Annotated in this window: 17 protein-coding genes; 13 read left to right on the top strand and 4 right to left on the bottom strand. The window is 39.8% G+C overall.

From position 1 onward, the window contains the following. Window positions 1–649: 649 nt before the first annotated feature. From P6940_RS04665 to P6940_RS04650, 4 genes are all read left to right on the top strand, one after another. On the top strand, window positions 650–1645 hold the full coding sequence (locus P6940_RS04665) for an ABC transporter substrate-binding protein (protein ID WP_277288281.1): 996 nt from the start codon (window positions 650–652) through the stop codon (window positions 1643–1645). Beyond that, window positions 1645–2664: a FecCD family ABC transporter permease gene (locus P6940_RS04660; protein ID WP_277293352.1), complete on the top strand. Its 1020-nt coding sequence runs from the start codon at window positions 1645–1647 to the stop codon at window positions 2662–2664. Before P6940_RS04665 ends, P6940_RS04660 begins: the two co-directional genes overlap by 1 nt. Then, entirely contained in the window at window positions 2658–3404 is a 747-nt protein-coding gene (locus tag P6940_RS04655; RefSeq protein ID WP_038152735.1) for an ABC transporter ATP-binding protein, read from the top strand. The genes P6940_RS04660 and P6940_RS04655 overlap by 7 nt, the downstream gene beginning before the upstream one ends. A gap of 726 nt (window positions 3405–4130) precedes the next feature. Further along, window positions 4131–5573, top strand: coding sequence for a WG repeat-containing protein (locus tag P6940_RS04650; RefSeq protein WP_277293351.1), 1443 nt, complete (start codon window positions 4131–4133; stop codon window positions 5571–5573). Window positions 5574–5814: 241 nt separating this feature from the next. On the opposite strand, the gene P6940_RS04645 is transcribed toward P6940_RS04650, so the two are convergent. From P6940_RS04645 to P6940_RS04630, 4 genes are all read right to left on the bottom strand, one after another. After that, window positions 5815–6387 (bottom strand): hypothetical protein, encoded by a 573-nt coding sequence (locus P6940_RS04645; protein WP_277293350.1) that lies wholly within the window; start codon window positions 6385–6387, stop codon window positions 5815–5817. A 13-nt stretch (window positions 6388–6400) separates the two neighbouring features. Beyond that, window positions 6401–6655 (bottom strand): hypothetical protein, encoded by a 255-nt coding sequence (locus P6940_RS04640; protein WP_277288277.1) that lies wholly within the window; start codon window positions 6653–6655, stop codon window positions 6401–6403. Between the two features lie 13 nt (window positions 6656–6668). After that, complete coding sequence (locus P6940_RS04635) at window positions 6669–6938, bottom strand: ribonuclease domain-containing protein (RefSeq protein ID WP_081936480.1); 270 nt, start codon at window positions 6936–6938, stop codon at window positions 6669–6671. A 169-nt stretch (window positions 6939–7107) separates the two neighbouring features. Further along, window positions 7108–8238, bottom strand: coding sequence for an iron-containing alcohol dehydrogenase (locus P6940_RS04630; RefSeq protein WP_277288276.1), 1131 nt, complete (start codon window positions 8236–8238; stop codon window positions 7108–7110). 911 nt (window positions 8239–9149) lie between these two features. On the opposite strand from P6940_RS04630, the gene P6940_RS04625 reads away from it, so the two are divergent. The 9 genes from P6940_RS04625 to P6940_RS04585 all read left to right on the top strand — a co-directional run bounded on the left by P6940_RS04625 (window position 9150) and on the right by P6940_RS04585 (window position 21025). Beyond that, a complete protein-coding gene (locus tag P6940_RS04625; protein WP_038153331.1) occupies window positions 9150–11435 on the top strand; it encodes a ribonucleoside-diphosphate reductase subunit alpha in 2286 nt (761 codons plus the stop codon). A 51-nt stretch (window positions 11436–11486) separates the two neighbouring features. After that, complete coding sequence (locus tag P6940_RS04620) at window positions 11487–12515, top strand: ribonucleotide-diphosphate reductase subunit beta (protein WP_038153330.1); 1029 nt, start codon at window positions 11487–11489, stop codon at window positions 12513–12515. A 930-nt stretch (window positions 12516–13445) separates the two neighbouring features. Continuing rightward, entirely contained in the window at window positions 13446–14468 is a 1023-nt protein-coding gene (gene aroF, locus P6940_RS04615; protein WP_277293348.1) for a 3-deoxy-7-phosphoheptulonate synthase, read from the top strand. A 23-nt stretch (window positions 14469–14491) separates the two neighbouring features. Next, window positions 14492–15565 (top strand): 3-dehydroquinate synthase, encoded by a 1074-nt coding sequence (gene aroB / locus P6940_RS04610; protein ID WP_028257982.1) that lies wholly within the window; start codon window positions 14492–14494, stop codon window positions 15563–15565. A 185-nt stretch (window positions 15566–15750) separates the two neighbouring features. Continuing rightward, window positions 15751–17004, top strand: coding sequence for a 3-phosphoshikimate 1-carboxyvinyltransferase (gene aroA, locus P6940_RS04605; protein ID WP_028257981.1), 1254 nt, complete (start codon window positions 15751–15753; stop codon window positions 17002–17004). After that, window positions 16994–18094, top strand: a complete 1101-nt coding sequence (gene aroC / locus P6940_RS04600) for a chorismate synthase (protein WP_277293347.1) — start codon at window positions 16994–16996, stop codon at window positions 18092–18094. Before aroA ends, aroC begins: the two co-directional genes overlap by 11 nt. 67 nt (window positions 18095–18161) lie before the next feature. Continuing rightward, window positions 18162–19301, top strand: a complete 1140-nt coding sequence (locus P6940_RS04595; RefSeq protein ID WP_277293346.1) for a bifunctional chorismate mutase/prephenate dehydratase — start codon at window positions 18162–18164, stop codon at window positions 19299–19301. 7 nt (window positions 19302–19308) lie between these two features. Continuing rightward, window positions 19309–20550, top strand: a complete 1242-nt coding sequence (locus tag P6940_RS04590) for a shikimate kinase (RefSeq protein ID WP_277293345.1) — start codon at window positions 19309–19311, stop codon at window positions 20548–20550. Then, window positions 20531–21025 carry a type II 3-dehydroquinate dehydratase gene (locus P6940_RS04585; RefSeq protein WP_028257977.1) on the top strand — a complete coding sequence of 165 codons (495 nt, stop codon included), beginning with the start codon at window positions 20531–20533 and terminating at the stop codon, window positions 21023–21025. Before P6940_RS04590 ends, P6940_RS04585 begins: the two co-directional genes overlap by 20 nt. The last annotated feature ends 474 nt before the right edge of the window (window positions 21026–21499 follow it).

Here is a 21499-nt window from a genome sequence, read left to right as displayed (position 1 = left end):
AAAAAATTTATTTATATGATATAATGGTATATATGAAATACAGTATCAAAAATTGTATTTTACACTTTTATAACTTCATATTGTCAGGGAAGCTGATGGAATGTCAGCGCTAGTCTTATTACAATGCTTGTTCTCACACGTCAGTGATGAAACAGTATGTATTCTATGTACGAATTGATATGCTTTTTTACGCAATCAATTCGGTAGTAAGTGCTAACTGTAATAGTGAATGCCACTATCATAACCTCTTGCAATGGGATGGTGGCCATGATGATCTTGAGCCAGGGTACTGACTTGTAATAATTATTACCGTACTATAAATACTTAAGTCAGTGCTTATATGCGGTTTTTCTTTATATACAGATATGTTCATATGTTGTTACATTTTTTATTAGTTCACATAACACTATAGTACTCTTTTTTATTTATTACTCATGAAATTAGCGTAAGAGAACTAACTCTATATGCGTATTAATTACTATGTGGACATAATGCATATAATATCTCTATATCGAGTCTTTTTTACACCAATAAATTACCACTCTACCTCATCATCACTATCGTTACCGTAATAAAACGAATGCTACAATCCATATCTCCCTTTGATGATTATGAAAACGTTACTAATTAAAAAGAAAGCAGGTTCATTATGTTTAACAAACAACTTCAAAAACGTATTGCCTTAGCCACTGTTTGCTTAGGTATGTGTGGCGCTTTATTCACTGGTTGCGGTTCCTCTACAGAACAACCAACTAAACAAGCAGCCGTTACTTGGAACGACAATTTAGATGGTAAAGATGTGCAAGGTTCTGTAACAACAGCTCCTAAAAAGGCCGTATCTCTATCCCAAGCAACTACAGAAATGATGTTAACATTGGGATTAGAAAATCAAATGGCTGGTACTGCGTTCTTAGAAGAACCAATGTATGCACCATTAGTTGAACAATATAAAAAAGTGCCTGTTTTATCCGATAAATGGCCATCCTATGAACAATTCATGGCTGTTAAACCTGACTTTGTTACAGGCTGGGGCGACACATTCAGTAAACGTTGGATTCCAGCTGACAAAATCTTATCACAACATATTCCTATCTTTGTGCCAGATTCCATGCAAGATACTGACGCTAATTTAGATACTTTATTTAACGATATGTTAAAACTAGGTGAAATCTTCGGTAAAGAAGAAGTAGCTCAAAAATGGGTAGATGGACAGAAAGAAAAATTAGCAGCGATTCAAAAGAAAATCGGCCAACAACCTACTAAACGCGTACTAGTATTTGACTCTTCTAATGACGAACCTTTCACTGTATTCGGTGGTTACACAGAAAACATTCTTAAATTAATCGGTGCTGAAAACGTTATGTCTGGTCAAGTGAAAGGTAAAACTTGGGGCAAAGCAAGCTGGGAATCTGTTATTGCTGCTAACCCTGACTACATCATCGTTGTTGACTATGACACAACAGAACTTAACAGCGATTCCTTCGAAGTACGTGTTCAAAAAATCAAAAACAACCCTCAATTACAATCGATTACAGCCGTTAAGGAAAACCATTTCATTAAAGTGAAATTATCCGAAATCACTCCAGGTGTACGAACTGTAGATGCTCTTGAACGTCTTGCTGCTACAATTCACGGTGCTAACTAATGTTGAACATCTATACAAAAGCATTGGGACTCATCGTCGCTATTTGTGCCAGCTTTATCCTATCCATTGGCCTTGGATCTGTATCAATTCCGCTTCATGATGTATTAGCCAATATCATGACGTTTCTACAAACAGGTACCTTACCACAGGATATTGTATCTACCATTTTATGGGAAGTTCGCGTACCACGCACACTATTTGCCATGTTATGTGGTATTGGCCTCTCCTTATGCGGTCTTGTACTACAAACGGTAACACGTAATGATCTCGCCGATCCTTACATTCTAGGTGTTTCATCTGGGGCTGGATTTGGCGCCGTAGGCACACTCATCTATGGCTGGTTAGCATTTATGACACCCTACGATCAATCTGTTGGTGCCTTTGTTGGAGCTGCCTTAAGTATGTTAGCCGTTGTTCTGCTTTCAGGAAAGCAGAATAACATCACGCGATTAGTCCTTGTGGGTATCGGAATTTCCGCCCTATTTTCTGCGTTAACGATGGTCATGATTTATGCCGCACCTCATGAAAACCAAGTACGCAGTGCCATGTTCTGGCTATTAGGCAGTTTTTCTGGTATTCAATGGTCTGCTATACCAATTACCTCTATAACTGTAATTGGTACCTTCCTCATACTCTTCTCCTTGCACCACGATTTAGATATTCTATTGTTAGGTCATACAGAGGCACAATACTTAGGATTACCGATCAAACGAATTCAATTAACCATTATTCTTGTTACTTCTATATGCATTTCCGTGCTCGTAGCCCATGCAGGGATTATTGGTTTTATCGGTTTAATTACCCCTCATTTGGCACGTTTCTTAATCGGTCCTAAGCACAAATCATTATTAGTATTCACTAGCTTGATTAGTGCCCTACTTATGATTTGGGCAGATGTAGTAGCGCGTAGTGCATTCCGACCTGAAGAATTACCGATTGGCGTATTAACATCGATTGTAGGGACACCTCTATTTATCTGGATTGTATGCAGACATCAACGAGGAGGCTCTTCATGTTAACAGTAGAACATTTATCGTACTCGATTCACGACAAATCGATTTTAAAAGATATTTCTTTACAAATAGAAGAACATACGATGACCGCCATTATTGGTCCTAACGGTTGTGGCAAATCAACATTACTAAATCATATAACGGGGCTACACCATTCAGAAAATACTGTTTTTTATAAAGGACAAGCTATTGAAACGATTCCACGCAAGCAGTTTGCTCGTGAGATTGCTGTCATGATTCAGCAGCACAATCCAACTGGTGATACGATGCTCGCCAAGGATATTGTATTGATGGGACGCTACCCTTATAAAAAACAATTCATGGACTATACAGAACATGATTTAAACATTGCCCATGAGATGATGGAAAAATATGGTGCTGTGCAATATGAAAACACGCCATTATATCAATTATCGGGTGGCGAACGACAACGTGTATTGATTGCGAAAGCCTTTACACAGGAACCGAATCTATTACTATTGGATGAGCCAACGAATCATCTAGATATTCACCATAAAATTAATTTAATGGAAGAATTAAAGAAATTTACTGGCACATCGATCATCATCTTACATGACTTGAACCTAGCGGCTCAATACTGTGATAACATCATTATGATGAAACATGGTGAAGTAGTTGCCCATGGCAATGCTACGGAAGTGATGACACCAGCCCTTCTAGAAGAGGTCTTTCAAGTTCCATTTTATGAAGCCTTTCATGATGATGGACGTCATCTATATTATTAGCGTCATTGTATACTAAGAATAGCCTATGAAAGAATAGATATCTACGCTTTCATAGGCTTTTTCTGAAATATATACGAACTTTCAATGCGAACATGCTTGCTATATGTATATTGCATCTCAACATGGTAAAAAATACGCCTATTCGTATCCCCTCCTAGTCAAAACTTGACGCTGTATATAATGGAGTAGATGTATAAACCGCATAGAATCTTTCAAAGCACTATCGATGGGAATTATTCATGCATACATACCAGAGCACATAGTGCCTAAGCCTATCACGATATGCTGCTCCTAGAATACTGTCCGTACATACATGATACATATGTAGAGTATACTCCAAGAAGATACTGTCGATACGTAGAGAGTAATTTATCAAGATACTATCGATGGGAATTATTCATGCATACATACCAGAGCACATAGTGCCTAAGCCTATCACGATATGCTGCTCCTAGAATACTGTCCGTACATACATGATACATATGTAGAGTATACTCCAAGAAGATACTGTCGATACGTAGAGAGTAATTTATCAAGATACTATCGATGGAGATGTGCATATTGTCATAATACGCATAGATACATTGGCACTTCTATCTATGTAGGCTTCGGAAACGTCGTTGCTACTTTCCCGTCCTCACGATTTATTCATTTTTTTATTATATATTATTATTATATTTTATAAATTATACTACTATTATTGTATTTGTAATCCACGAGGTATATATGAATTTTTCTAAGATGAATCTACTATCAACTCACGTTACTAGTGAAAGAGAACATCGCTCCCAAGTGCAACCTAAACCTATCGGAACAGGCATGGAGCGAAACAGGCATCGATACGCATCAAAAGTAGTGTATGCTACCCTAACGGTTATGATAGCTGGTGCATTGTATCATGTACCTACTGCACAAGCGGCATACGGCGAAGAGCTATATACACATATCCACCGCAGTACATCGGAAGAAACTGTGACGAAAACGGAAACTTCCTATGTAGAACACACCAGTACATCGACGACAGACATCATCAAGCCTCATGTGGATTTAAACTTGCCACGGATTAGTAAAAGTCAATTAAAAGAAGCCCGCGAAGCACTAGGATACATTGACTTACGTGAATCAAATCGATTAGCAGAATACAGTTATTTCCCTATCAAGGAACAAAATTTATATCCTATGGGCGTATTAGCAAAATTTAAAGATGGTAATCGTTGGGGCATTATTGATACAACGGGTACGGTGACAATTCCTGCGCACTATAAGGAATTGAAAGAACTACCCGATGGTACCTTCCTAGCAGGGAAGGATAAAAAACAACTAGACCATATTGACAAACATAATAAAAAGCTAGGTGATATGACATCTATCCCTTCCGATTGGTTACAACCTACATCGAAAGAGAATTTGTTACATCCACCGACTAACCTTGTTGAATATACACGTCAAGTAAGTACGTGGAAGGGAACCACCGTTGCCGACGCCCTATTAACCAGTGTGTTAAACGATGAATCCTTTGACACAACAACGCGCTATGGGGCCATCTTTCACGGCACAAAACGAGGCTACAAAGACGATCATGGCAATGTCATCATCGATGCCCATAATGATAAAGTGTATCCGATGACGCAATATGGTACCATTGTGGTTAACCAAGGGCTGACCAAATTTGTATCACCGACTGGCAACGTTCTCATTCAACCTGATCAATATATGGTAGGTCGCTTAGAACCACGAGAAGGATTATTGGCGTTACAAAAAACTACAAAAGACGGCTATGCGGTGTTTGATTTACATACAGGAAAGGCCTTAACAGACTTTAACTTTACCAGTCTCCTATTTTTAGGGCACGATCGCATGTCGGTACGACTAGGCGAATCCCACTATTTAGCGGAAGCTAGTACGGGCAAACTTTTAAAAAAATGGAGTGATACGGCCATCATCAGACCATTCGATAATACACCGTACACATGGTCCATCGATGGTAAGGAACGCAGTATTATCGATGTAGACGGAAATACGTTATACACGAGTCACAATACCATTTCTGGTACCAATCTATTTAAAAATGGCTACAGTCCTGCTCGACAAGGGAAAAAATGGGGAATTATCAAGCCAGATGGCACTTGGCTAGTACCGCCTACGCACGATAAAATCGTTATGTTATAGTCTTTCGAGTACAAATCGCGACACACGTCGTGCACCCGAAAGTCATACAATCTCCATTATAAAAACCTATATAACTACGCTCATTCCTTGATGAAAGTAGTTATATAGGTTTTTTATGTGCCTACGTCATGTCGCTACGTACAGATTATGAAAGTACTATGTGTATTTTTTATCTTCTCTATGTACAGCGTAATAATAATAGGTATCTAGTCTTCTTTATCGTATTTCTAATAACTTTAATTTACCAGTTTTCTGTTACATAGAAGGTAATTTCTTTTTTTATATAATCATCATAATAAAACCAATAACACATACAATACTTAATTAAAAAGTAAACAATAATTCGATCGTTACTTTCAAAATCATATCTACTAAAATTCTTAAGAAAAAAAGCTATATTCGAAGGCGTACTTGGATTGTATAAAGCATGTATCAGTTTATTTTCTAATGATTGTAAAGATTCACATACACCAATATATGGATGTAGGGCTTGTAAAAAAGAGCCTTTCGTATTTTTATCTGTTAAATCTATTACTAGTTGATTTGAGTTTTTCGAAAGCTTTCTTCGAAGACTATCATATTTATTGTCTGATAAATAAATAATTCTATTTTGGGGATAGGGCAGTGATTTATTTTCCTTATCATTTACATAAAAAACCTTAAATTCTTCCAAACAAGTTTTTGTATTAATAACATCTAGACTAACTAATGTTCTTGGTAAAATTTCTACAGGAAATAATGTATAAAACCAATAATTTTTTTCAAACTGCGTAGATGTTACATACAGTATTTTTTCTAAACCTTTTCGTCTCATGCATTTATCTATATTAAAAATAAAAATATAGATTTTTTATGTTTACATTTTCGAAGTCAAACCAATCCTCTATATAACTCGCAAACGCACGAGAATTACAATTCAATGGAAAATTAAAAATTTTTCCCATAAACTGAGTGAAATCACTCCATTTTTTTGTTTTTTTCCCCTCAATTTCTATAATCATATCTGTGGAATTATTAATATTGTTTTTTAAATCAAGATATTCGTTATAAGTAATTGCACGGAATTCAAATTCTTTTTTCATACTATAATTTTCCTCACTTTATTTTTATAAAATTTTTATAATGAGAATCAGTATAATATATACTCCCATCACCACCTACTACGAATCGCTCAGTATCTCGTTTTTTACCCGGCTCAGTGCTATTAACATCAAATTCTCTATAAGTAATCTTTTCCCCATATTTATCTTTTTCAGGTAATTTTATATCCTCTCTAATATCATTTTCCCATAATTTACCAGCTTTCATGTTTTTAGTATTTGGCAATTGGCCTTTCCACCCATGTTTTTCATATTTATAAAACATTTCCTTCGCATGTTCTGACAATTCATCAATTGTTCCTTTTGCTTAATTATAAAATGAAATTGAACACATAAAAAATCCATAGTGAACCTTGTGTTATGATTTAGGTGTCTAGTCTTGTTGTATACCCTATGTGCATGTAGTAAAGGTCACAGTTTTCTTGTAGACGCTTTTACAACGCTTGTTGGTATAATTTTCTGATGTCATCACCTGTAACCATCACCGGATTATTAGCAATATTGCCAGCGCCAACTTTTAAACAGTTCTCTACCATCCATGGAATGTCCTCAAAGGCAATGCCTAGGTCGGAAAGGGATAGGCGTAAGTCGATTTTCTCTAGTACCTGACGCAACACGTCGCCCACATCGCCGCCGTGAGTAGCGCCAAACAACTTGGCAATATGAGCAAATTTTTCAGGATTTCCCTGCCACGATGCATCGACACAGACTGGTTCAATGGCGGCCAAACCTTTTCCATGCGTAATATCTTTTAATCCACTTGCTGGATGTTCCATACCATGGGCCAATGTAACGCCCGCATTGTTAATGACCATGCCGCCAAACGTACTGGCGAGAGTGATGGCTTCCCATCCCTCTTTTATGTCCTCACCTTGGTAAACGGAAACGAAATGGTTCGCCCATAACGATAGGCCTTGGTAGGCGAAGGCATCTGTAATGGGAGAGGCACTCTTTGCCGTATAGGCTTCTATCAAATGACATAGGGCATCAAATCCTACGGATGCCAACACAGACCGTGGCATCGTTTGCATACATGCAGGGTCAACGATGGATACTTTCGGCACAATGGCACTACAACGCAAGGACTTCTTATCCCCATTTTCTGGATTCGTAAGTACACCGAAACCATTCCCCTCGGATCCTGTACCACACGTAGTTGGTACTACTACCAACGGTAAGGCCTTATCACTTCGTAACCGATTATAAATGTAGTCGTTAATATTCCCCTCATTCACCGCTAAAAAGGCAATACCCTTCGCACAGTCCATAATGCTACCACCACCTAGAGCAATCACCACGTCGCACTCTTCTTCTGTAGCAAGGCGTGCCCCCTCTTCAGCGGTAGTCGTCAACGGATTCGCTTGCACTTTGTCAAATAAAACGCTTTCAACGCCCACCTGGTGCAATGCATCTACCACACGGTCATACAAGCCTGATCGTTTCGCACTAGAGCGCCCCGTTACAATCAATGCTTTCTTGCCATAGGGCTTGGTCAATTCTCCAATTCTATCGACCATCTGCCATCCAAATTTTAGATTCACTGGTAAATAATAACTAAATTCCATAACAACCTCCATATATCCATCATGTTGCATCACATACGGCCACATGAAAGCGGCCTATATCACATCTACATAGGCTCCCTTTATATCTCGCCCACTTCAATAAGTTCATTCTTGTAATAGTACTCCGGTATGACCTCTACTTTACAACGTTTGTCTTGTAACAGTTGCTCCTGTTCGGAGGACAATAAAATATCCGATGCCCAAAAGAGAATGCTAGGCTCTTTTCATTATTCGTCCATATCATGTATCTGCGATTTTCCTATCTTATTTAGTTACATCGCCACATATTAGATTCGACGCATGTCAAGTGAGTGACACAAACTAGTATTATAAATCTATGATTGATTCATTAAGAAAAAATCCTCTACTCTAATGTATAAAATATTACCATTATCATGCTTAGAAATACTACATTTCCTTACAATAACAATCTTTATAATACATTATCTATTTACACTTTTTTATGTCGAGTTTATTGTACTATACATTGGTAAACCAATCAATTATAGATAAAAATTTCAAGTATCTCCGCCTTTTCCCAAGTGTTAAATTTAATTTTCAAGATAATTATGATTGCATCGATTATGTTACATAACATTTCATAGGATTTTTTAGAAATGTATCCTTGGTATTTCCTTTCTCCATTACATCGAATATTTTCATTTTATGATTGTAAAAACTATCCCAAACAAGTATAATACAAATATATAATGTACCAAACGAGTATGCATTATACTATATCTAGTATATAGCTAGTATAGCAACTTGTGCTCTACGTATATATCATACAGAGCATCCCTCGTAACAACTTTGATGTTCATGGAGTTGTTACCGTAATCAATGGAGGTTGTAGTAACCTGGTACTACAACTATTTTATAGGTAGTATGTATTGGAGGAGTAGAAGCGTATCATGGAAATAATGATTACCAAACGAGATGGTCGTGTAGAGCCACTTTCAGTGGAAAAAACAAAGCGAATGATCGCCTTTGCCTGTTTAGGCTTAGATGCGTGTGATCCATTGGAATTAGAAATGGATTCAAAATTGCAATTTGTAGACGGTATGACTACAAAGCAGATTCAAAAAATTCTTGTCCAAACAGCCATTGAAAAGGTGATTCAAAAAACGGATGATGGATTTGGTAATCAAGTCAATCGTATGAACCAAGATTGGCAGTTTGTGGCAGCTCGCTTATTCCTATTTGATTTGTACAAAGAAGCCGCTATTAATCGCCAATATAAAGCGTTTGGCTATGGAAATTTTCCTAATCTGGTACATACCTTGGTGGAGAAAGAAAAATATGCCCGCTTCTTTGTCGATGCGTACACACCGGAAGAGTTGCAAGAATTGGGCAATTACATTCAGCCGAAACGAGATTATCTATTCAATTATGAAGGGATTAAATTATTAGCCGACCGCTATTTAGTAAAAGGCTATGATAAAGAGATCTTCGAATTACCACAAGAACGATTCATGGCGATTGCCATGCATTTAGCCTTAGTGGAAGGGGATAAGAAAGTAACATTTGCCAAAAAATTCTACGATTTGATGAGTCAATTAAAGATGACTACCGCTACGCCTACATTAGCCAATGCGGGAACTCCGTTCCATCAATTATCGAGTTGCTTTATTTCTGGCGTAGATGATAACTTGTGGTCCATTTATGATGTGAATGCGAAATTCTCTCGCGTATCCAAACACGGAGGCGCCCTCGGCATTTATCTAGGAAAAGTACGGGCCTTACACAGCGATATTCGCGGCTTTAAAAATTCTTCTGGTGGCGTGATTCCTTGGACTCGATTATATAACGATACGGCGGTTGCCGTTGATCAGCTTGGTAAACGCAAAGGGGGCGCTACTGTTACCCTCGATGTGTGGCACAAGGATTTCTATGAATTCGTTGAACTACGAACTAACAATGGCGATGATCGTCGCAAAGCGCATGACATCTTCCCCGCTCTATCGATTCCCAACATTTTTATGGAACGCTTAGAAAGACGGCAACCGTTCACGCTCTTTGATCCCCACGAAATTCTAATGGTGAAAGGATGGGCCTTAGAGGATTTCTATGATGATGGGGACCAGAAAGAATTTACTAAGCGCTATATAGAATGTGAAAAGGATCCTAATATTCATGGTACGGAGGTCATGGCATTAGACATGATGAAAAAGATTATGCGCAGTGCCGTAGAAACGGGGACCCCGTTCATCTTCTTCCGCGATACGGTCAATGCGGCAAATCCAAATAAGCATGCAGGTATGATTTACGCCTCGAATCTATGTCATGAAATCGCACAAAATGTAGGCTTTACAAAATTACTTGACGAGACGGTCAATGAAGAAACTGGTGAATTAATAACGCGCACAGCTACTGGTGATATGGTAACGTGTAATCTAAACTCTATCAACTTGGGTAAAATCACCGATGAGGAACTAGAGGAAAACATTGCTCTTCAAATTCGAATGCTGGATAATGTCATTACTATCAACCAAGCACCTGTACCAGAATCGCGAATGACATCCGATAAATATCGTGCTATTGGTCTAGGTACATCTGGATATCACCATTATCTCGTTAAACATGCGATTCAATGGGAAACAGATGAACATATTGCCACCGCCGATCGCTTGTTTGAAAATATCGCCTATGCCGCCATTAAAGCTTCCATGGAATTAGCCAAAGAAAAAGGGGCTTATCCTGCTTTTAAAGGATCCGAATGGGAAACAGGCGCCTACTTTATCCGTCGTGGCTATACGTCACCTCGTTGGCAGCAATTAGCAGCCGATGTGAAACAGTATGGTATTCGAAACGGCTATTTATTAGCCATTGCCCCAACGGGCAGTACATCTAATATTGCCAATACGACGGCCGGTATTGATCCAATCTTTAAAAAATTCTTCGTAGAAGAAAAGAAAGGGAGCATTACACCTAAGACAGCCCCTGATTTAGATAACACTACATTTTGGCTCTATAAAGAAGCGCATACGATTAATCAGCAATGGAGCATTAAGGCCTGTGCCACTCGCCAACGCCATATCGATCAAGCACAATCTTTTAACTTATACATTACCCCTACGATGAAAGCGAAAGAAATTTTAGATTTGTATATGGAGGCGTATAAGCAAGGCGTGAAAACGATCTACTACATTCGCAATCAGTCATTGGAAATGGATGAATGCACGAGTTGCTCCAGCTAATCGAGAGGACGAAAAACAAACTTATAATCTATGAACGAATACGAGGTAGCTATGAAACAGAAATTAATCTTTAACGAACATGGTGATCGCGGTACGCAGGGTATGATTGGTGGTAATACCACCAATCTACGCGAGTGGAATCGCATAAAATATGATTGGGCCCATACCATGTATCGCACCATGTTAAATAATTTTTGGATTCCCGAAGAGATTTCCCTAAATGAAGATGTTAAACAGTTCCCCTATTTAACGGACAGTGAACGACGGGCCTTTGATAAAATTATTTCCTTTTTGAATTTCTTAGATTCTATACAGACTGAAAACTTGCCGAATTTAAGTCGCTATATTACGGCGGCCGAAGTATCTTCCCTGCTTAACATCCAAGCCTTTCAAGAGGAAATTCACGCCCAAAGTTACTCCTATATTTTAGATACGGTTACCAATCCGATTACGCGGGACAGAATTTATGATGAATGGCGTAGTGATGAAATATTGCTCGATCGAAACCGTTTCATTGCCGACGCGTACCAACGTTTTAGCGATGATCCGTGTGAACAAAACTTTCTCCGTTCCATCATTGCCAACTATATCCTAGAAGGCATTTATTTCTACTCTGGATTTAGTTTCTTCTACACCTTAGCTCGTCAAGGCAAAATGACTGCTACTAGCACCATTTTCAAATATATTAACCGTGATGAAGTGACTCACTTAGTATTATTCCAAAATATAATTCGTGAGCTTCGTGTAGAACGACCAGATTTATTTACCGATGCCTTTAATCAGGAAATTACCGACATGATTCGCCAAGGGGCTGAAAATGAAATTGCCTGGGGTCAATATGTAACCGATGACAAAATACTAGGTTTAAATAATGTACTCATTGAACGATATATTAAATATCTTGCCAATATTCGGTTAGAGGCTATCGGTCTTCCTCACTTATATCCTGATATTACCACTCATCCTATGGAATGGATTGAAGGTTTTTCCAATCTAAATAATACGAAAACTGATTTCTTTGAAGCCCGTGTTACCAATTATACGAAAGCGGCGGCCTTTGATTTTGATGATTTAGTGTAATACTTTATCACAGGCTTAAACGGCTATCACCAAGAAAATCATTTAAAAATACTGCCTACCCTATCTAGTATGGGCAGTATTTTTTATTCCTTTTTCCTACTTATCTATGATTTCTAATTGCTAATCTTCAAAAATCTATCGTTACCAGTCGTACGGTCACACCATCAGCCTAAACAATGGAGCATCTTACGATTATTAATAGTAAAAATACTGTCAGCATGATGATCTACAAAATCAAGCTAACCTTGTCTAATTCATTCGACTGTATATAAGATACAACGTACCTCATTCCTATGTCGTGTGCCCATACGCATAGGTAGCTTAGAAAACGTGTGACTCTGTACTTACTCGACTTCCTACGTTAACTACCGCATAGGTAACTTAGAAAACATGTCTGCAAAGAAATTATATACGGCGTTTGTTAACTACCGCATAGGAATATGTAATTTTCTAGGTTTGTACATAGGTTATGTTTGTGAAAATGATATTTATTGTTATATTTTATGAAAAATACTTGCTATTTTTTTACCAAGAGTTATATAATAAACATATCATATTAAGAAGGGAGTTATCATGATGAACAGAATCGTGTCTAATGCAATACAATACAATAGTGCATACGCATACTTTTGGTACTTTACTCAGTCTACGGGTAAAGGCTATTTGAGTTGCACTGATTCAGTTCTGACAGTGATAGCTTAATATAGTAAAGAGCTACCCGTAATTGGGTAGCTCTTTTTTTATTATCCCTAGCAAGCCTTGCTAGCGTCCCCTGTTAATAAGAGAGAGTCATGAGAATCTATGTCGATTAGTACGCATTCTTCACATACACTACGCCTATTCGTGGCCTACCTATCTCATAGGTAACAGTGTCCGTGATGAAACGTAAAATCGTCGAAGCAGCCATCACACATATGGGAGGAGAAAATTATGATTATTACATTACACGCTAACGCAAATCCAGAACAAGTAGAAGAATTAAAAGTATTACTAGAAAATTTAGGCTTAGTCATTCATCCTGTAAAAGGTGCTAATTATAATATTATCGGTTTAATCGGTGATACTAGTGCCTTAGATGCTAGTCTTATTGAATCATTGGAGATTGTAGATAAAGTGACACGTATTCAAGAACCTTTTAAAGGAGTAAACAGAAAATTCCATCCTGAAGATACTATCGTAACAGTCGGCAACGTGCCAATCGGTGGCGGTCATTTTGCTATTATGGCTGGCCCTTGTTCTGTAGAATCCGCTGAACAAGTTACAGAAATCGCACGTCGTTGTAAAGCGGCTGGTGCTCAAATATTACGTGGTGGGGCTTTCAAACCACGCACATCCCCTTACTCCTTCCAAGGAATGGGGCCTAAAGGACTAACTCTGTTAGCTGCTGCTAAAGAAAAAACAGGTATGCCTATCGTATCGGAAATCATGGATGCCACTGATTTACCATATTTCATTGACGCTGGTGTCGATATGTTACAAATTGGTGCTAGAAATATGCAAAACTTCTCCCTATTGAAAGCAGTAGGCAAAACTAACATTCCCGTTTTATTAAAACGTGGATTATCCGCCACCTATGAAGAATGGTTAATGGCTGCCGAATACATATTCGCAGGTGGTAACCACAATATCGTATTGTGCGAACGTGGTATTCGCACCTTTGAAACTAAAACGCGCAACACATTAGACATATCCGCCATTCCTATGATTCATGAATTAAGCCATTTGCCTATTATCATGGATCCTAGCCATGCGGCTGGTATGAGTCGCTTCGTTCGACCACTCTCCCTAGCTTCCACCGCTGGTGGTGCTGATGGTCTTATGATCGAAGTCCACAACGATCCAGCTCACGCCTTATGCGATGGTCCTCAAGCAGTAAAACCTGATGATTTTGATCGATTAACAAAAGAAATTTTTGCCATTCGTCAATCCGTGAAAGAAACCATCTCTATGTAATTAGCTAGGTTGAGGAGTTTACTATGAATACCATTCCTGTCCACGCATCACAACCCTATACGGTCTATATAGAAAATGGTTTATTACAACAACTAAAAAACTATGTGCCCACTGTAAAAGCCCCTTGCCAAGTAGCCATTATCACCGATGATCGAGTGAGCGAGTATTATCTACATACAGTCAGCTCTCAACTAACTATCGCCGGCTATACGGTGTGCCACTATCTATTCCCTCATGGAGAATCTTCCAAAAATGTGGAAGAACTCATCAATATGGTGGAATTTCTTGCAGAAAAGCGCTTTACTCGCTCTGATTTAATCGTTGCCCTCGGTGGTGGCGTTGTTGGCGACATGGCGGGGTTTGCAGCAGCCACCTATTTACGTGGTATCGACTATATACAGATTCCTACCAGTCTATTAGCAGCTGTTGACTCATCGGTAGGTGGTAAAACGGCCGTCAATTTACGGCACGGCAAAAATTTATGGGGTGCATTCAAGCAGCCCATTGCCGTATTCTGTGATCCTACCACACTACGTACCTTGCCTGAGAAAGAATTTATCAATGGTTGTGGAGAAATTATAAAATATGGCATGCTCGGCTATCCTCAATTACTAAATGCCCTTGAAAAAGAACCGCTCACTCCGTCATCTACGATGCTAAATGATATCATCGCCCAATGTGTCGAGGCCAAGGCACTCATTGTACAGCAAGATGAGCGGGAAAGTGGCGTGCGCCAATTGTTAAATTTTGGCCACACTTTTGCGCATGGCATTGAACTAGCGAGTCACTATACGGTGTCTCATGGCTATGCGGTAGCCATAGGAATGATGCTCATGACCCACGGAGCAGTTGCCGTAGATGGTCTAGATAAAGCCGTCGCCGATCGACTCCATCGATTGATTGAATCTCATCAATTGCCTACTACGACAACGATAGATGCGTCTACATTACTCGAGCTAGCTAAAAATGATAAAAAAAGTCGTGGACAAACTATCAATATTATTATCCCTACTGATTGGGGCCATAGTAGGATAAAACAAGTAACCCATGAGGAGTTACGTCACTATCTAGAGCCTACTAAACCGACTCATGTATAGTGTGATACAATACATATATACTGTAACGCTACGTATATTCCTATCACCAGATTTGAATGCGCATCCATAGTGATAGGATGTATGACTCATGAGTCGCCACATCCTATATACGTAATGATTTTGTCAATTCATACATACCTATACGATACAAAATAGGAAGGTTTCCTTCCTATAAGGGAGATATTATGCAGTCTATTACTAACGCTATTCCTACAGGTACCATTGCAGCTATTCCTGCTAAAGCCCATGCCCATCGTGCGTTAATTGCGGCCGCTTTAGCCAATGAACCGTCTACGATTCTATTAGCGCGCAGTTCCCAAGATATTGATGCTACAATGGATTCACTATGCGCCTTAGGGGCCCATATTTCCTATGAGAATGGAGCTGTTCAAGTAGTACCAGGGAAACCACCCCTACACGGTGCCATTGTTCCCAATGAATCCGGCACTACCTTGCGATTGTTATTACCCGTAGCCGCTTCTCTATGTGATAGAGTCGATGTGGATGCAAAAGGTCATTTACCCCAGCGCCCCTTAGAGCCTTTACTTCAAGAAATGGCCTCTCACGGCGTTACCTTTTCACAGGCTGCACCGCCTTTCACCATGACTGGTCGTTTAGAAAAAGGTACCTATACCATGGTAGGCAATGTGAGCAGTCAATTTTTCTCTGGTTTATTATTGGCTGCCCCACAACTGGGCCATACAACCATTATAAGTAGTACGCCCCTAGAATCTTATAACTATGTAGCATTAACTATCCAAGTAATGCATGATTTTGGTGTGTCCGTAGTAGAAGAAGGGCGCACTAAATTCATCATACCTAGTACATCTACGTTCATAGGACAGCAGAATTATGCCATTGAAGGCGATTGGTCCAATGCTGCCATTTGGCTAGTAGGATCCGCCTTAACGGGCCAACCAATTACGGTTACCGGTCTCGATCGAGATTCTATCCAAGCCGATTGTCAAATTACTCGCATTTTAGAAAGTGCAGGATGTCACCTTGTATGGAACGGGCGTCAAGTGACGTGTCATGGTAACGCAAAGAAACCATTACGAGTCGACTTAGGTCAAATACCAGATTTATTACCCGTATTAGCTGCCTTAGCGTGTGGTATTCCTGGAGAAAGTGCCTTTATCAATGGTCAACGATTGCGCTTTAAAGAATGCGATCGCCTAGATGCTATCTACCACATGGTACGAGCACTGGGTGGTAGTGTTCGCATGGAAGGCGACAACTTATATATACAGGGTACGGGGCATCTCACAGGCGGCACAGTGAATTGTTGTCACGATCACCGCATCGTTATGGCTGCCACCTTAGCGGCACTCATTGCCAAAAATCCTGTACAATTTAACGATGCAGAGGCAATTCATAAGTCCTACCCAGAATTTTTTAACGATTGGAACTATTTAGGAGGTAAGGCGTATGTCATCTAGTTTTGGAACAACAATTACCGTATCTACCTTTGGTACCTCACATGGTCATGCAATTGGTGCCATCGTTGATGGGCTTCCTTGTGGTTTCACCGTCGATATGAAAGCACTAGAAGCATTTATAGCTCGTCGTGCACCAGGAAAAAGTCAATTACACACCCAACGCAAAGAGGCTGATACACCTCAATTTTTATCGGGTATAGTCGATAACACATTGAGTGGATCCCCCTTAGCCTTTCAAATTCTAAATACATCCCACCATTCTCAGGATTATCAAGATCTACAAGATATACCCCGCCCTTCTCATGCAGATTATACAGCTCGTCTCCGCTATGGTGATCACGTCGACATGCGTGGAGGCGGTCATTTCTCTGGTCGCTTAACGGCACCCATCTGCGTGGCTGGAGGTATTGCACTACAAATTTTAAAAGCGAAAGGGATTACCGTGGCTGGCCACATCAAACAACTAGGACCGATTGTAGATACATCGATCAATTTGGTTACGCCCGATATAGACGCCTTGGTGGCTATATCGGGAGAAACGATTCCCATGGTCTCTCCTAAAGCTCGTGCTGATGCAGAAATGCTCATAACTCGCCTGCGTCAAGACTGTGATTCTATTGGTGGTATTATTCAAGTTGTGGTTACTGGATTTCCTAAAGGCATCGGCAATCCCAATTATGATGGTCTTGAAAATCGATTAGCCAAAACGGTCTTTGGCGTACCTGCCGTAAAAGGCATTTCCTTTGGCAGTGGTTTTGCTGGTTGTTTAGAGCGAGGTAGCGAACAAAATGATCCTTTCACCATAGTCGATGGAACCATTCGAACTACAAAAAACAATAGTGGTGGCATTCAAGGTGGCATTTCTAATGGCATGCCTCTCATCATGCAAGTGGGTATCAAGCCAACGGCCTCTATTTTTAAACCACAACAAAGCGTATCGTTAGGAGAAAAAACCGAGAAAACGCTCATCATTAAAGGGCGTCATGACCCTTGTATCGTACTCCGTGCAGTCCCCGTCATGGAAGCCATCACGGCCTTAGTCTTATTAGATTTTTTAGCCCCCGTTCATGAATACAACAACGAACCCTAGATAGATACAATTTGCCAAGCGAATGTTATACTTTCTACGTACTGTAACCATTACCAAAGGAGATCTCATGAGCCTAGACGATTTACGAAAAGAAATTAACGCTCTCAACGAAGAGCTACTCACCTTATTCAAGCGACGTATGGCCGTATCTAAAAAGGTGGCAGAAGAAAAAGCACACATTGGAAAAGCCGTCTATGATGCCAAACGCGAGCGGGACATACTAGATATGGTCACCGCCAAAGCTGGCCATGATATGGATTTATATGCACGTCGCTTTTTTCAAAACATTTTCAGTCTAAGTCGCACCTATCAAGCGGAGCAATTGTTCAAAGATACAGAATTTTCTAAACGCATTGAACGTGCCGTAAAAGCCTCTCCTAAGTTACCACCTCAACGTGGAGCGGTAGCCTGTGCAGGCATATTTGGTAGTAATGCCCAACTAGCTTGTGATAAATTATTGCCCTTAAGTCAAATTCTCTATGTAAATTCCTTTGCCTCTGTGTTTGAAGCCGTCGAATCAGGTGTCTGTGAATTCGGCGTATTGCCCATTGAAAATAGCTCTAACGGTTCTGTCAAAGAAGTGTACGACTTGTTAGAGAAAAAAAACTGCTACATCGTTCGCGCTACGAAACAGTGGATTTCTCACGATTTGTTAGCAGTGCCACAGGCATCCCTTGATACGATTCGCACCATCTATTCCCATCCGCAAGCACTTGGTCAGTGCAGCACTTTTTTAAAAGGGTTAGAACACGTAGAACTAAAAGAATATGCCAATACGGCGATGGCCGCACAATTTGTAGCAGAATCGAAGGATCCCACTATAGCCGCGATTGCTGCTCCTATTTGTGCAGATATCTTTAATCTAACGCCACTAGCTAGACATATTCAAAACAATGACAACAATTATACTCGTTTCATTTGTATCGCGAAAACATTAACCGTATATCCAGGGGCCAATAAAATTAGCTTGGTCAGTACGGCCCAGCATACACCGGGTGGTCTAGTTTCCTTATTGAGTAAATTTGCCGATCTAGGTATGAACTTGACGAAGCTAGAAAGTCGCCCTATTGAAGGTCATAATTTTGAATTTCTATTCTACTTAGATTTAGAAGCGTCCCTCATTGACCCTAATGTACGTGCATTACTATCTGATCTCGATGCAACACAGGATAAATTTAGATTACTAGGAAACTACCCAGAAAGTTAGGTATCTTATGAAGTTTGGACTACTCGGCATGACCTTAGGTCATAGTTATTCGCCACGCATTCATCACGATCTTGGCGATACAGGCTACGAATTATTTGAATGCGATCCATCACAATTATCTACATTTTTTAAAGATCCCGCCTTACAAGGTCTTAACATTACCATTCCCTACAAGGTGAAAGCCTTGAAAGCGTGTCATACCGTGTCTGCCATCGCCAATCGCATTGGCTGTGTCAATACAATGGTACGCCAAGAGAACGGTCAATGGTATGGTCATAACACTGATTATGACGGTTTTATCTACATGTTACGACGTGCACATATTCCTATCAAAGGCAATCACTGTTTAGTGTTAGGAGATGGAGCCACTTCAAAAACAGCACACGTAGCACTCACAGATTTAGGGGCCCGCTCAATCACACATATGTCACGTCATACGCCGCCTACCTACGATGCTATCGAACAATTCTATGAAACGACGCAAGTTATTATTAATACAACCCCCGTCGGTATGTATCCTCATAATCCTGATACGCTCATCGATGTAGGAGCATTTCATCATCTAGTAGGCGTTAGTGATGTTATCTACAATCCCCATCGTACGGGCCTACTCATCCAAGCAGACTCGATCGGCATCCCCTCTACAGATGGATTACCCATGTTAGTTGCCCAAGCCGTCTATGCAGCCAAACTCTTTCAGGGGCAAGACTATGATGACCATACAATTGAAAGCATCTTGCAATCCCTTCGCCAAGAATTAGAAAATATTGTTCTAGTGGGTATGCCTGGTGTGGGAAAGACAACTGTCGGTCGCCAATTGGCAAACGTGCTCCATCGGCCTTTTTATGACAGTGACGACGTATTTCTTAAAGAAACGGGCCAAAGTAGTAGTGCCTATATCAACATGTATGGAGAGGCGGCTTTTAGGGAGAAAGAATCCGCTATTCTACGAGAACTTGGTACAAAAACGGGCGTAGTCATTGCCACTGGCGGTGGTTGTGTTACAGTGCCTGAAAACTATATGTATCTGCGTCAAAATGGACGTATATACCAGATTACACGCCCCCTAGAGGAATTAGACATGACAGATCGACCACTCTCAAAAGGTGGCCTTCCTGCCTTACATCGACTGGCGACTATCCGTACGCCTATGTATGAAAGCTTTGCACAACGCACCATCTCTAATCGAGTTGTATCTGAAACCGTTGCCTTAATTAAGGAGGATTTCTATGAAAGTATTAGTCATTAATGGACCTAACATCAATTTACTAGGATTACGAGAGCCTCATATATATGGCCATACTACCTATCATACATTGATTAAAATGATAGAAGAAAAAGCACGCACCCTAGGTATAACAGTCACATGCTTTCAAAGTAACAATGAAGGAGATATAGTGGATGCAATTCAAGCGGCTCGCTACCCGAGAGTAGTCGTATCATCAAATCCAGATATTACTTCAATTGGTATAAAAGCACCTTTTGATGCAATCATTATCAATCCTGCCGCGTATACCCACACGTCGGTAGCCATTTTAGATGCCTTACAAGGCGTACAACTACCCACCGTAGAGGTGCACATTTCTAACCCCCGCCAGAGAGAATCATTTCGTCATACTTCCTACGTAGGTATCTATGCAGAAAAGACTATCCTAGGGGAAGGATTAGAGGGCTATCTACACGCATTAGAATATATAGCAAATACCTATCAACCTACTACATAAGACGTGGCACGATAGTGGAGAATCTACTATGCATAATGTAATACCTATGCTTCAAGCTATGATAAAAACTATGAGAATGAAAGAAATATGACGGTCAATTTTCAATTTGTCTATCATAAGAATCACAAAAAATATATCACATAATATCTTACTACTAGATAATAATGCTATATCTTATATACACCAATAAATAATACTATAGTAAAATTTAATTATAAATTGGATACACTATATAAAAACTTACTTATAAAGTAAAAACAACGCATAAGAATGGATCATAAAATTCCTACTATACACTATATTGTGATGTAGTATCTGACCAATTATCACCATGAACTACATTCACCAGCATGAAACTACATAGAAATACGCATCGTCGGCACACAAAAAAGCACTTACCCAAAGGTAAGTGCTTATCACTTAATCAGCAACTTCCTATCCTCCCAGGCCGTCGCCAGCCAAGTACTTTCGGCG

The organism is Veillonella montpellierensis (genome assembly GCF_947090115.1).
Taxonomy (GTDB): Bacteria; Bacillota; Negativicutes; order Veillonellales; family Veillonellaceae; genus Veillonella; species Veillonella montpellierensis.
Note: the sequence above shows the minus strand (reverse complement) of the source record. Positions and strands in the feature narration are given on the sequence as shown.